The sequence below is a fragment of the Ruegeria sp. AI3 genome, assembly GCF_056541245.1.
This window is the reverse complement of the sequence record NZ_JBQFYA010000001.1, coordinates 334,524-348,180: the sequence shown is the minus strand read 5'-3', so window position 1 is coordinate 348,180 and position 13,657 is coordinate 334,524. Positions and strand designations below refer to the sequence as shown.

Annotated in this window: 12 protein-coding genes; 7 read left to right on the top strand and 5 right to left on the bottom strand. The window is 60.2% G+C overall.

The genetic code is table 11. The features are described 5' to 3' along the window. The first annotated feature begins 21 nt into the window (after positions 1 to 21). Positions 22 to 1,047 carry a patatin-like phospholipase family protein gene (locus ACRZ95_RS01720; RefSeq protein WP_170676164.1) on the top strand — a complete coding sequence of 342 codons (1,026 nt, stop codon included), beginning with the start codon at positions 22 to 24 and terminating at the stop codon, positions 1,045 to 1,047. Here the strand turns inward: ACRZ95_RS01720 and ACRZ95_RS01715 are convergent, their stop codons facing one another. The 3 genes from ACRZ95_RS01715 to ACRZ95_RS01705 all read right to left on the bottom strand — a co-directional run bounded on the left by ACRZ95_RS01715 (position 1,048) and on the right by ACRZ95_RS01705 (position 3,591). Further along, positions 1,048 to 1,725 carry a DUF502 domain-containing protein gene (locus ACRZ95_RS01715; protein ID WP_170373840.1) on the bottom strand — a complete coding sequence of 226 codons (678 nt, stop codon included), beginning with the start codon at positions 1,723 to 1,725 and terminating at the stop codon, positions 1,048 to 1,050. A gap of 64 nt (positions 1,726 to 1,789) precedes the next feature. Continuing rightward, the gene (locus ACRZ95_RS01710; protein ID WP_170676163.1) at positions 1,790 to 2,701 is read right to left on the bottom strand and encodes a pseudouridine-5'-phosphate glycosidase; all 912 of its coding nucleotides are present in this window, start codon (positions 2,699 to 2,701) and stop codon (positions 1,790 to 1,792) included. After that, a complete protein-coding gene (locus ACRZ95_RS01705; protein ID WP_170466701.1) occupies positions 2,698 to 3,591 on the bottom strand; it encodes a PfkB family carbohydrate kinase in 894 nt (297 codons plus the stop codon). The genes ACRZ95_RS01710 and ACRZ95_RS01705 overlap by 4 nt, the downstream gene beginning before the upstream one ends. A gap of 165 nt (positions 3,592 to 3,756) precedes the next feature. Between ACRZ95_RS01705 and ACRZ95_RS01700 the strand changes: the two genes are divergently transcribed. Then, positions 3,757 to 4,863 carry a HupE/UreJ family protein gene (locus tag ACRZ95_RS01700; protein WP_170676162.1) on the top strand — a complete coding sequence of 369 codons (1,107 nt, stop codon included), beginning with the start codon at positions 3,757 to 3,759 and terminating at the stop codon, positions 4,861 to 4,863. Here ACRZ95_RS01700 and ACRZ95_RS01695 read toward each other — a convergent pair. After that, positions 4,856 to 5,479 carry a thiamine phosphate synthase gene (locus ACRZ95_RS01695; RefSeq protein WP_170676161.1) on the bottom strand — a complete coding sequence of 208 codons (624 nt, stop codon included), beginning with the start codon at positions 5,477 to 5,479 and terminating at the stop codon, positions 4,856 to 4,858. The two genes, ACRZ95_RS01700 and ACRZ95_RS01695, sit on opposite strands and share 8 nt — an antisense overlap. 161 nt (positions 5,480 to 5,640) lie before the next feature. Here ACRZ95_RS01695 and ACRZ95_RS01690 point away from each other — a divergent pair, with 161 nt between their 5' ends. From ACRZ95_RS01690 to ACRZ95_RS01675, 4 genes are all read left to right on the top strand, one after another. Then, positions 5,641 to 6,384 carry an RNA methyltransferase gene (locus ACRZ95_RS01690; RefSeq protein WP_170676160.1) on the top strand — a complete coding sequence of 248 codons (744 nt, stop codon included), beginning with the start codon at positions 5,641 to 5,643 and terminating at the stop codon, positions 6,382 to 6,384. A 62-nt stretch (positions 6,385 to 6,446) separates the two neighbouring features. After that, entirely contained in the window at positions 6,447 to 7,592 is a 1,146-nt protein-coding gene (ctaA, locus tag ACRZ95_RS01685) for a heme A synthase (protein WP_170676159.1), read from the top strand. A 4-nt stretch (positions 7,593 to 7,596) separates the two neighbouring features. Then, a complete protein-coding gene (locus ACRZ95_RS01680) occupies positions 7,597 to 9,066 on the top strand; it encodes a carboxypeptidase M32 (protein WP_170676158.1) in 1,470 nt (489 codons plus the stop codon). Between the two features lie 87 nt (positions 9,067 to 9,153). Beyond that, complete coding sequence (locus ACRZ95_RS01675) at positions 9,154 to 10,422, top strand: DsbA family protein (protein WP_480554419.1); 1,269 nt, start codon at positions 9,154 to 9,156, stop codon at positions 10,420 to 10,422. 29 nt (positions 10,423 to 10,451) lie between these two features. Here ACRZ95_RS01675 and gyrA read toward each other — a convergent pair whose 3' ends face one another. After that, positions 10,452 to 13,190 carry a DNA gyrase subunit A gene (gene gyrA / locus ACRZ95_RS01670; protein WP_170676157.1) on the bottom strand — a complete coding sequence of 913 codons (2,739 nt, stop codon included), beginning with the start codon at positions 13,188 to 13,190 and terminating at the stop codon, positions 10,452 to 10,454. Between the two features lie 193 nt (positions 13,191 to 13,383). On the opposite strand from gyrA, the gene ACRZ95_RS01665 reads away from it, so the two are divergent. Continuing rightward, a complete protein-coding gene (locus ACRZ95_RS01665; RefSeq protein ID WP_170373832.1) occupies positions 13,384 to 13,653 on the top strand; it encodes an usg protein in 270 nt (89 codons plus the stop codon). The last annotated feature ends 4 nt before the right edge of the window (positions 13,654 to 13,657 follow it).

Below are 13,657 nucleotides of genomic sequence, written 5' to 3'. Positions count from 1 at the left end.
GCCAGATGAAGAGGCGGAACCATGAAACGGATCAATCTGGCTTTACAGGGCGGTGGGGCGCATGGGGCGTTCACCTGGGGTGTTCTCGACCGGCTTTTGGATGAAGAGGATATCGAGGTCGCGGCGATCACCGGAACTTCAGCCGGGGCATTGAACGGGGCTGCGTTCAAGTCAGGCATGGTTGCAAATGGGCGCGAGGGCGCGCGGGCGCGGCTGGACGGATTGTGGAAACGCATGGGGGCCCTTGGTGATATGCGTATTGCCAACTGGTTCAGGGGGCTTGAGCCTGCGAGCATTGCGCAGGCGATGGAGTATTCGCTGCCTTACTCCATTGGCGATGCTTGGTCGCGGATGGTGTCGCCCTATGCTTATGGTCCATTCTATTCGAACCCTCTGGAATCCGTGGTGGACCGGTTCAACTTTGATGAGGTTTGCGCTGATCAGGGGCCACGTCTGTTTGTGTGCGCCACCTGTGTGCGCAGCGGCAAGATCCGCGTGTTCACGGGCGATGAGATCTCGACAAATGCAATTTTGGCTTCGGCCTGTTTGCCGACGCTGTTCAAAGCGGTCGAGATTTATGATACCAAGACCGACAGGACTGAGGCCTATTGGGATGGCGGCTATACCGGCAACCCGGCGCTGTACCCGTTGTTCGAGGACGACCTGCCGGATGATGTGGTGATCGTGAATATCAACCCTCTGGAACGGGACGAGTTGCCGGTTACGCCGCAGCAAATCCAGAACCGGATCAATGAGATCAGCTTTAACTCATCCCTGTTCCGCGAGCTGCGGGCGATTAATTTTGTTCAGCGACTGCTGGAAGAAGGCAAGCTGAAAGCCGGTGAGATGAGCCGCGTTTTGGTCCACATGATTGCGGATAATGAGCTGATGAACAGCTTGTCTGTGGCGACCAAAACGGTGCCCAATCCGGTGATCCTGCACAAGTTGAAGCACGCGGGCCGCGACGCGGCAGATGGGTTTCTGGCGCGCCACAAGGATGATCTTGGACAGCACAGTACCGTCGATCTGCCCGCGATGTTTGGCTGATTACTCTGGCGGCTGCGTCGGGTCTTTTTCGTTGGGATAGACCAGACCGGCCGAGATTACGAGCTTTGCGGCCTCTTCTATCGACATGTCCAGCAGGATCACATCTTCTTCCGGGAAGAACAGCAGAAAGCCGGAAGTTGGGTTGGGCGTTGTCGGGATGAAGATGCTCAGGAGGTTGCCGCCTGTTTCCGCGCGATTGCTAACCTCACCCCTTGCTGTGGTCGAAACGAACCCGATGGCCCAGATGCCACGGCGTGGATATTGCACCAGGCAGGCTTTCTCGAAGGAGCGCTCGGTTTGCGCAAATACCGTCTCCGAGATCTGTTTGATCCCGGAATAGATCGAACGGACGATGGGCATCCGATCGACGAGGCTCTCGGTGAACGAGATGAAGGACCGGCCCAAGATACCTTTAGCAACCCAGCCGACCAGAATGGTGAACACCAGGAAGATGATGACCCCGACGCCGCGCAGGTTGATTCCCACATATTCCTCAGGGCGGAACTGCTGTGGCACCAGCGGCAACACAGCGCTGTCGATCCAGCCCACGACGGACCAGATCAGCCAGATTGTCAGCCAGACTGGCGCAATAACAACGATGCCCGTCAGAAAAGAACCGCGCAGGCGCGAGAACAGGCCGGGGCGGCGGTGGGGCTCTTCGTCAAACGGTGTGTTCATTACAGGTCCGAGTGGTTTGCAAAACTACCTAAGCAGTCCGATGCGCCGGTGCAATAGGGCAGGTTTACGCGCCGTTTACCAGTGCCTTAGCAATATTCGCCGCCAATCGTGCGTTGTTGCGTACCAAGGCGATGTTCGCGGTGAGTGAACGGCCCTTGGTCTTTTCAAAGATCCGCTGCAGTAGGTAGGGTGTGACGGCCTTGCCGGTGATCCGATGGGCATCGGCATCTGCTTGGGCTGCAGCGATGATCGGGGCCAGTTCCTCGGCCGGGATCTGGTCTGCGGTTGGGATTGGGTTCGCGACCAGCTGACCGCCCGGTAGGCCCAGCGCGCGGCGCGTCGCATGAGCCTTGGCGATGGCGTCGGCACTGTCCATGCGCAGCGGTGCGGCATATGGGGATTGCGCGGACCAGAAGGCGGGAAACGTGTCCTGACCATAGGCGATGACCGGAACGCCCAGCGTTTCCAGCACTTCCAGCGTTTTGGCGAGATCGAGGATCGCTTTGGCACCCGCTGCCACGACCGTCACAGGGGTTTGGCCCAGCTCATGCAGGTCGGCTGAGATATCAAACGTGGTCTCGGCCCCCTGATGGACGCCACCGATCCCGCCGGTCGCAAACACCTCGATCCCCGCATATTGCGCGGCGATCATTGTTGCGGCCACGGTTGTGGCTCCGGTCCCGCCGGTCGAGATGCACGCCGCCATATCCGCGCGTGAGATTTTCGCAACACCCTGAGCCTGGCCCAACGCCTGCAACTGGTCGGGTTCAAGGCCCACATGCAGTACGCCTTCGATCACAGCCATGGTGGCTGGCACAGCTCCGGCATCGCGGATGTCCTGTTCCACCTGCGCGGCGACCTCAACGTTCTGAGGGTAGGGCATGCCGTGGGTAATGATGGTGCTTTCAAGCGCCACGATGGGGTGGCCTGCGTCTTTCGCGGCGCGGACCTCGGCAGAGTAGTGGATAGGGATCACAGCGGAGTTTCTCCTGAAACGTAGGTTGCAGCGGCGTGGAGCGCGCGGGTCAATGCCGTTTGCGCATCGGCGCCGTCTGATTCTGAAGCGATATGAGCGGCCATGAATGTGTCGCCCGCGCCGGTCACGCGAGTTACAAGCACAGACGGAGGTGTCTGGGTCAGAACGCCCGAGGCCGAGCCAACGGTGGCCGAATTGCCGCCATCGGTGACGAGAACGCGCAGCGCGCCCCGGTCCAGCAGGCCTTTGGCGGCGGATTCGGAATCGGTGAACTCGCGCTGACACAGCAGGCCAGCCTCCTCGAGGTTCACATAGAGCGTCGCGCGGGCATGTTTTAGGAAGGGCAGCAGTCGCTCGGCTTTGCCGGGTGAGGCGGGTGCAACCCGTAGGTCCGCCTTGGCGAAGGCGGGGCTTTGGGCGATTTCTTCCAAAAGGTCCAGCGTTAGGTTGCCGTCTAGCGCTATGGGCCCTTCAAACGGCGTGTTCTCATAGCCCAGCGGCCCGTGCATCAACGGACGCAGGATTTTCGCCCCCGAAGCCTCAAGCGAGTGGGCATCAGCGATGGCCGCGATCAGACCGTTGGCCCCTTCGACCGCCATGTAGCGATCGGTCGGCAGGTCTTGCGAGCGGTAGATATGGTCGGTGACCATGCCGAGCCGGGCGCAAGCGTGGACCAGCTCGTCACCCTCCGGGTCGCGGCCAATGGCAGTCAGCAGGGTTGGGGTCATGCCAAACCGCACAAGCGTCATGGCGATGTTCATGGCGACGCCGCCGGGCAGGCGCGTGATCCGCCCCGGCACGTCCGATCCTTGCCGCATGGCACTGGCTGAGCGTCCGATCACGTCCCACAGGACCGAGCCGATACACAGGATTTCACTGTTCTGAGTCATGGTGTTGTCATGCCGCAGCACCGAGGGCCGTGCAAGTCAGAACGTCAGCGGTAACAGAGATAAGGCCTCTGTGATCTCGCCCGCGGTCGTTTCGACTTGCGATCCGACGCGTTCGGCGGGACACTCGACCTGTATGATTGATGATTTTATTGATGAGCGTCGCAGATGAACGGTATTTTCCGTTTTCTCCTGATTTTACCTGTCTTTCTGGTGCTTTCGGCGTGGCCCGCGAAGGCTCAGACCACTCCGACGATTGTCGAGTTCTGGACGAAAGCAGACACTCTGTTCCTTGAGGTCACGCTGAATGCCGAGATGTTCGTGGCCGGGATCGACCCAGAAGCCCGCCCGGATTTCGCCGATGACGCGCGGTACAGAGAGTTGCGCCGGCGGGTCTCCTCAGAGCTGGAGCCTGAGGTTCGGTCGTTTGTCAAAGACTGGGCCGAGACGCTGAGGGTCGAACTCGCAGGCCCGGTCCGGCTGTCCTATGAGGGCGTGCGCATTCCCATTGTCGGTGATCCTGATACTCCGCGTTTGTCAAAGCTGCTGCTGGCTGCGCCGCTGCCGGAAGGCGCGTCCAGTCTGCGCCTGACATGGCCCGAGGGGCATGGGCCTGCCGTCGTTAAACAACAGCGTGTCGACGCACCCTACACGGGCTATCTGGTCGCCGGAGAGGTCAGCCCTCTAATCCCGTTGCAAGGCGGTGCCGCGCTCGGCCCGCAACAGGTGCTGCAGGTGTTTCTGCCAAAGGGGCTCTCTCGCATCCTGCCGTATGGCTATCACGAGATTGCCCTTGTGCTGTCGCTGGTCTTTTTGACCCTCAGCCTGCGTCCGTTGTTGGCGCAGATGTTGTTTGTGTCCCTCGGGCTGATCTTCGGTCTGGCGGTTTCGGTCTACGGCGCGGTTGCTTTGCCGTTTGCCTCTCAAGCGCTTACGGCTGCAACGCTTTTGTTGGCGCTGTGGAATTTGGTTCTCAGGCGTCTGACCGTTTTCCGCTTGCTCGCTGTTTTTGGTGCCGGATTGTTGTGTGGGATCGCGCTAAACACCTCGCTGGCGACGATTGGAGTCCCACCGGATCATTTGCCACCCGCGATATTCGGCTATGCGGGCGGGGTGCTGGTGGCGCTTTACGCCATAGCCGCCGCGTGTTTTGCGATTTCAACGCTGATTGCCGGAGCGTCTGAGAGGATGCGAGGCCGGATATCGGTTCTGGCCTCGATCCTGATTGCGGGAATTTCCGTCTATTGGTTGGCCGAGCCGCTGATACTCAGCTAGCCATATGGGACAACAGGTCGTTCAGTGCTGCCGACGGGTCCTCGGCCGACCAGATTTCATCACCGATGCCGAAGAAATCCGTATGCGGTGACAGGCTGCGGATCAGGTCTGGGGTCAACCCGCCCTCGGCCACGACCGGAACCTCTATCATTTCCGACCACCATTGGAACAGATCCTTTTCGGCAAGAGTGCCGTCGCCCAATGACGATGCTCCGACCGGGCCGAAGGCGACATAGTCAACGCCTGCTTCGCCAGCCGTCATGCCGTCATGGCTGGAGGCCCCACAAAAGCTGCCGACAATCGCATCTGTGCCGAGCTCCTTTCGCGCAGCCCGGACCGAGCGCGCTGCATCGTCCAGATGCACGCCGTCCAGCCCCAGCCGTTGCGCCAGTAGAACGTGGTTCGAGATCACGATGGCCACGTCCCGCGCATGGGCAACCTCGCGGCAGGCATCTGCGGCGCGGGCGATCGTGTCCTCGTCGCTGCCAGCCAAGGCCAGCCGGATGCAGGCAATCTCGGTCCCGTCCAGAACCCGCGCCAATTGGTCGGGGAAGGTACTAAGCGTGATGGTCGGCGGTGTGATCAGATAGATCTGAGGCTGCTCGGGGGTGTCCATTAGCGCGTCCTTCGCTTTCATTCTTTGGCGCGGTTTAGCGGATTGAGTGGGGGAAGCAAACTTTTATGCCTGCCGAGCGGGTATTTGGGAACAGAAGAAGAGGATCGGGTTGCCCTGATGAGGCTGGGTGATTAGAGCAGGCGGAACTTTCGGAGACAGCCATGCCTAGTGACACCTCTCAGCCTTCCTTTGTGCTCGTGCGCCCGCAAATGGGCGAAAACATCGGGGCCGCCGCGCGGGCGATGTGGAATTTCGGGCTGGACCGGATGCGGATCGTGGCCCCTCGGGACGGGTGGCCGAACCCTAAGGCGGTGGCGATGTCCAGCGGCGCTGGTCGGCTTCTGGATGAAGCGCAACTGTTTGAAGATCTGGCTGGGTCGCTGTCTGACACAACCTTCGTGTTTGCGACCACCGCACGGCAACGCGGGTTGACCAAGCCCGTCTACAGCCCGGAACGCGCCATGCAGATCGCGGCTGAAAAGGTTGCTGCGGGCGAAAAGGTGGCGGTTCTCTTTGGCCCCGAACGCGCCGGGCTTGAGAATGAGGATATCGCCAAGGCCAATGCCATCATCTCCGTGCCCGTGAACCCGGAATATGCCTCGCTTAACCTTGGGCAATGCGTGCTGCTGACCGCCTATGAATGGATGCGTCAGACCGGTGATGTGGTGCATGAGGCCACCGATCTGGGCAAGGGCGACTGGGCGACCGGGATCGAGGTCGAGAAGCTGGTCGAACACTATGAAGATCGGCTGGAAGAGGCTGGTTTCTTCTACCCGCCGGAAAAGGCCGAAGGCATGAAAACCAATCTGCGCAACCTGTGGTCGCGGATGCGGATGACGCGGGCGGATGTGCAGATGTTGCACGGTGTCATGCGTCAGATGGTCCGTTGGAAAGACAATGGGTAAGGCTGGACCTTGCCCCTCACTGGCCCTAGCTTGCGACAAAATCCAGGACATATGAGGACAGCATGAGCGCCAAGCGCAGCATCTTCGAAGAAGTCTCAGACACCGAAAAACAACAAGCCGTTCAACCCGGTATGATCGACAAGGGCCGGGGCGGGGCACGCAGGGCGATCCGGGCGTGGCTGATGATCCTGTTCGCTCTGGTCGTTGTGATGATCGCCGTGGGTGGCCTGACGCGCCTGACCGATAGCGGGTTGTCGATCACCGAATGGCGTCCGATCACTGGGGCCATTCCGCCGATGACCGAGGCCGACTGGCAATCCGAATTCAACAAATACAAGGAAATCGACCAGTGGCGCATCCAGAACCAGTGGATGGAGCTGGATGATTTCAAATTCATCTACTGGTGGGAATGGGGCCACCGCCAACTGGGCCGCTTGATTGGTCTTGTCTGGGCGATTGGCTTCTTTTGCTTCCTGATCGCGCGCAAAATCCCGACGGGTTGGACCGGCAAACTGCTGATCCCCGGTGCCTTGGGTGGCGTTCAGGGTGCGGTCGGCTGGTGGATGGTCGCCTCGGGCGTCACGCAGGGCGAAGGCATGACGGCCGTTGCAAGCTATCGTCTGGCAACACATCTCGGCTTGGCCTTCGTGATCCTTGGCTTCCTCGCCTGGTATATCTTTGAACTGGGCCGGGACGAGCGCGACCTGATGCAGGCGCGCCGCGCGAAAGAGGCGAAACTGTTCTCACTCTCGACCGGCCTCCTGCATTTCACCTTTTTACAAATACTCATCGGTGCGCTGGTCGCCGGGATCGACGCAGGGCGATCCTACACCGACTGGCCCCTGATCGGGGGGCAGCTATTGCCGCCTGATGCGACCATGCTTGAACCGATGTGGCGCAACTTCTTCGAAAGCCCCGGTCTGGTGCAGTTCATCCACCGTTGCGCGGGATATCTGCTGTTCATCTTTGCCATCATCGTCTGGCGTCGGGGGCAGACCAGCGCCCACCCGCAGACCCGTTTCGCCTTCAACGCAACCTTTGCGGCCCTGTCGCTGCAGGTGGTGGTCGGGATCGTCACGGTCGTCTACGCAGCCCCTTGGCAGATCGCTATTTTTCACCAGTTCATGGCCGTCGTGGTCTGGACCCTGATCCTGCGCGCGCGCTTCCTGAGCGGCTACCCCATTGCAACCTCAATCCGTGGAGCGTGACCCGATGAGCGCCTTTGATGACCTGATGGCCTTTCAACGTGAAACCTCGGCCCTTGGTCAGATTGCCGGCCGGCTCGGCTGGGATCAGGAAACCATGATGCCGCGCGGAGCCGCCCCGCAACGGGCCGAGGAAATGGCCGCGATCGAGGCCGTTTTGCACGCTCGCAAGTCCGACCCGCGCGTGGCCGAATGGCTCGACCAAGCCGACGCGAGTGATGCCTCGGGTCAGGCCCAGCTGCGTGAAATCCGCCGGTCATATGAACGCACCATCAAAGTTCCTGCCGATCTGGCCAAGGCGCTTGCTCGGGTCACCTCTGCCGCGCAAGGCAAATGGGCGCAGGCGCGCGCGGATGAGGACGTCTCGGCCTTCCTGCCCGTGCTGGAAGAAGTCGTCGCGCTGAAACGCGAGGAAGGGGCCGCGCTGGCACAAGGTGGTGACGTCTACGACGCTATGGTCGAGGACTATGAGCCCTATACGACCGGAGCTCAGATTGCCGAGATCTTCGATCAGATGCGCCCCCGCTTGGTGGCACTGCGGGCGGCGGTTCTGGATCGACCCTCCCCAAAGGCTCTGGATGGCTCGTTCGACGAAACCGAACAGATGCGCCTGTCGCAAAAACTGGCGCGTGCCTTCGGCTATGATCTAAACCGAGGCCGGGTCGACAAGGCTGTGCATCCATTCAGCTCGGGCAGTGGCTCGGACGTGCGGATCACGACCCGAACCAGCGCGACTGACCCGTTCAACTGCTTTTACTCAACTATTCATGAGGTCGGCCACGCCGCTTATGAACAGGGTATCAACCCCGACTACGCGCTGACGCCTCTGGGACAGGGCGTGTCGATGGGCGTGCATGAAAGCCAAAGCCGGATTTATGAAAACCAGCTTGGCCGCTCGCGCGCCTTCACCGGATGGCTGTTCACCCAGATGCGCGACGCCTTCGGAGATTTCGGGATCGCGGATGCCGACGCCTTCTACGCGACTGTGAACCACGTCCAGAACGGTTATATCCGGACCGAGGCGGATGAGGTGCAATACAACCTGCACATCATGCTGCGCTTTGATCTGGAGCGCGCGTTGATGGCTGGGGAACTGCAGGTCTCGGACCTTGAGGCCGCGTGGAACGACCGCTTCAAGGCAGATTTCGGTTATGGGGTCGACAAGCCCTCGAATGGGTGTTTGCAGGATGTCCACTGGTCCGTGGGTCTGTTCGGCTATTTCCCGACCTACTCGCTGGGCAACGTCTATGCCGGGTGTCTCTATCAGGCGCTGCGCGGCGCCGTGCCTGGGCTGGACGATCAACTAGCCCAGGGTGATACCTCGGGCGCGACCACGTGGTTGCGCGAGAATGTCCAGCAATATGGCGGACTCTACGCCCCGCGTGAGGTCATCCAGCGTGCAAGTGGTGTTGAACCGGGGCCGGACCCGCTGCTGAGTTATCTTGAGCAGAAATTCGGCGCGCTCTACGGGCTGTAACCCGGGCCACTCACGTTGCCGTGTGCCCGCGTGGTATTCCGCGCGGGAGTGGCTAGGGTAGGGCATCTGACCCCGGCGGAGACGACTGTGCCCTTCACATCTTTGGTAAAACCCCGGCTGGCCGAAATTATCACCAGCCGAGGTCTGCAAAACGCGCGTCGTGGCCTGCACGAACTTGGTTGTAGGGCGCGTGGTGCGCGACGCGAGGTTCACTATTTTCACGATGCGTCAGACCCGTATTGCGCGCTGACGGCGCAGGTTTTGCCAGCATTTGAGGCGCGTTATGACATTGCGCTACGCCCGCATTTGATCTCAGGCCCGCCAGCCGAGGCGGTTCCTGATCCGAAAGCGCATCGCGAGAACGCGCTCAAAGATGCAACGCGCTTGGCCCAAAAGCTAGGTTTGGAAGCGCCGAAGGCGGATAGTGTGACGCCAGAGGTCAACGCTGGTCTGGCGGCCCATCTTGGAGAGTCGGATTTCGCCCAACATCTCAAAGCCATCAGCTCCGCCCAATGGGCCGGGCGGGACTTACCTGCGGGCAAACAGATTGATCCCACCGCTGCCATGCACGCCGGGGATCAGGCGTTGCGGGCCATGGGGCACTACCTCGGTGGCACGTTTTACTATGGCGGCGAATGGTACTGGGGTGTGGATCGGCTGCACTATCTTGAAGACAGGTTGCAAAATGCCGGGCTGGGCACAGGCCCCCTTCTGGTGCCACCCCCAGAGCCGGTGTTCGACGGCCATGCCGCCACCCCGAAAACTCTGGAGTTCTTTTTCTCCTTCCGCAGCCCTTTTTCCTATCTGGCTTTTGACCGGGTCCAGCACTTGGCAGAACAATGCAACGCGGAACTGATCCTGAGCCCTGTTTTGCCAATGCTGATGCGCGGCCTGCCAGTGCCCAAGGCGAAATCCCGATACATCCTGCAGGATTGCTCGCGTGAGGCGCGGCGGCTGGGTATCCCGTTTGGCCGCATCTGTGATCCTTTGGGCGCCGGGGTCGAGCGCGGCTATGCCTTGTTCGATTACGCCGAATCCGAAGGTCGGATGGCAGTGTTTTGCTCTACCTTCATGCGCTCAGTCTGGTCGGAAGGCGTAGACGCGGCCAGCGACAAGGGCCTCTCTCAAATCGTCAAAGCCGCCGGTCTGAATTGGCCCACGGCACGCGATGAGCTGAAATCACAGATTTGGCGTCGGCGGGTTGAGCAGAACCAAAACAGGCTGCAAGACGTTGGCCTTTGGGGTGTTCCCAGCTTCCACGTCGACGGTCAGAGCATTTGGGGTCAGGATCGGCTCTGGGCTGTGGCTGATCTATTGGGCACTGAATCAAAACAGGCGCTGCCCGGGTCCAGTTAGCGCCTGTTTCATGTGCTCTAGCCGAAAGATTATTCTTCGGCCTCGTCCTCATCGCCCTGATCGGCGATCCAGGCGACGCTGACGACCTCTTCTCCTTTGCCGGTGTTGAATACCCGCACACCGCCGGCGCTGCGGGACCGGAAGGAAATTCCATCGACCGGCACGCGGATTGACTGACCTTTTGAAGTGGCCAGCATGATCTGGTCATCAATCTCGACCGGGAACGAGGCGACAAGTTCGCCGCCGCGCATCGCCTTGTCCATTGCCGCAACGCCCATGCCGCCACGTCCGCGGACGGGGTAGTCGTGGCTGGAGCTCAGCTTGCCTGCACCGCCCGCTGTGATGGTCAGGATCAGGTTCTCCGCAGCCGACATCTCGGCATAGCGCTCCTGAGGCAAGACGCTGTCGGCATTGCCTTCTTCCTCATCGCCCTCGGCCTCATCAGTGACGCCCGCCATCAGACGGCGCATCTTGAGGTAGGCGGCACGCTCATCCGAGGTCGCATCGAAATGGCGGATGACAGACATCGAAACCACTTCGTCATTGCCGGAGAGGCGCACGCCGCGCACACCGACCGAAGAGCGGCTGTTGAACACTCGCACATCTGTCGTCGGGAAGCGGATCGCACGGCCGGATTTGGTGACCAGCATCACATCATCCTCTTCCGAGCAGATGCGCGCGTTGATCAGCTTCGTCTCGGCATGCTCATCCTCGAACTTCATGGCGATCTTGCCGTTGCGCTTCACATTGGTGAAGTCCGACAGGCGGTTACGCCGTACGGTGCCCGCGCTTGTGGCGAAGACGACCTGAAGGTTTTCCCATTCCTCGTCCGGAACGTCGACCGGCATGATCGCCGCGATGGAGACTCCGGTCGGGATCGGCAGGATGTTGACGATCGCCTTGCCCTTGCCGGTACGCCCTGATTGCGGCAGGCGCCAAGTCTTCAGCTTGTAGACCATCCCGTCGGTCGTGAAAAACAGCAGCTGCGTATGCGTGTTGGCCACGAAGAGGGTGGTAACCACGTCCTCTTCCTTGGTCTGCATCCCCGACAGGCCCTTGCCACCACGCTTCTGCGCCCGGAAATCGGCCAGCGGAGTACGCTTGATATAGCCGCCCGAGGTGACGGTCACGACCATGTCTTCCCGCTCGATCAGGTCCTCGTCTTCCATGTCGCCGGACCAGTCGACGATCTCGGTGCGACGGGGCACGGCGAACTGATCTCGTACTTCGCGCAGCTCATCGCCGATGATCGACATGATGCGTTCGCGCGAGGAGAGGATATCCAGGTATTCCTTAATCTTGGCAGCCAGTTGCTCCAGCTCGTCCGTGACTTCTTTGACGCCCAGTTGGGTCAGGCGCTGCAGGCGCAATTCGAGGATCGCACGGGCCTGAACCTCGGTCAGGTTATAGGTGCCGTCGTCGTTCATTTTGGACAGAGGATCGTCGATCAGGCGCAGATAGCCTTCGATCTCGGCGGCGGGCCAGCGTCGGGTCATCAGTTTCTCGCGTGCCTCAGCCGCGTCTGCCGACGAACGGATGGTGGCAACCACTTCGTCCACATTCGAGACGGCCACGGCCAAACCACACAAGATATGGCTACGCTCGCGCGCTTTACGCAGATCGTATGCGGTGCGGCGGGCTACCACATCCTCGCGGAAGTCGATGAAGGATGTCAGGAACCGGCGCAGGGTCAGCTGCTCGGGCCGACCACCATTCAGGGCCAGCATGTTGCAGCCAAACGACGTCTGCATTGGCGAGAAACGATAAAGCTGGTTCAATACCACCTCAGGTGTCGCGTCGCGCTTCAACTCGACCACCACACGCACACCGTTGCGGTCGGATTCGTCCTGCACATGCGCCACGCCTTCGATGCGCTTTTCGCGCACCGCTTCGGCAATCTTTTCGATCATCGAGGCTTTGTTCACCTGATACGGTATCTCATCCACGACAATGGCGTAGCGATCCTTGCGCAGTTCCTCGACACGGGTCTTGGCACGGATGATGACGCTGCCACGGCCTTCCAAGTAGGCTTTGCGCGCACCGGAACGACCCAGCATCACACCGCCAGTCGGGAAGTCGGGGCCGGGGACGTATTCGATCAGCTGCTCGGAGGTCAGGTCCGGGTCGTCGATCAGAGCCAGAGTGGCGTCGACCACTTCGCCCAGATTGTGCGGAGGGATATTCGTGGCCATACCCACGGCGATACCGCCAGCACCATTGACCAGCATGTTCGGGAAGCGGGCGGGCAGGACGGTGGGCTCTTTGTCTTTGCCGTCGTAGTTGTCCTGAAAATCGACCGTCTCTTTTTCGATATCGGCCAGCAGGGCGGCGGCGGGCTTGTCCATCCGCACTTCGGTGTAACGCATGGCCGCCGGGTTATCGCCGTCCATCGAGCCGAAGTTGCCCTGACCATCCAGCAGCGGCAAAGACATCGAGAAATCCTGCGCCATCCGCACCAGCGCGTCATAGATCGCGCTATCGCCGTGTGGGTGGTATTTACCCATCACATCGCCGACCGGACGGGCCGATTTGCGATACGCCTTTTCATGCGTGTTACCCGTCTCGTGCATGGCGTACAAAATCCGCCGATGCACGGGTTTCAGGCCATCGCGCAGATCTGGGATCGCGCGGGAAACGATGACCGACATGGCATAGTCCAGATAGGACGTGCGCATCTCGGATTCGATGGAGACCGTCGGGCCGTCATAGACAGGGCGCTCGGGCGGGGTTTCATCCATGTTTTCAGGTGTTTCTGGCGTATCGCTCACGTAAACTGCTCGTTTCTTGTGCAGACTCTATATTTTGTGGTTCTACTCTATCAGACCCAGCACATAAGGTGCAAGCAAGCAACGAATCCGCGCGTGAAAATCCAAAGTAACACTCGGGTAACATCTTGTTATCCAACTGTTAGGTGGTTTTGCTGCTATCATGGAGAGACCCTGAATGAAATCGGAGGTCTGAATGCAGCAAAGCGAAACCGAATTGATGCTGAAGGGATACGGTCTGACGACGGCGGAATTCTTCTACCATATGCCTGACTATATCCATGTCCTGAACACGTTCATCTGGCAGGAATATGATCTGGCGCCAGATCATCCAAAACTGTTCGAATTTATCGACTTTTGGCAGCGAGAGATTGAGGGGCCTTTGCACTCGGTCAAGTTCACCCACCGCAAGATGATCGCGCCGGGGGAATGGCGCAATATGGTGGGTGAGTTCCGCGTGAACTGACGCC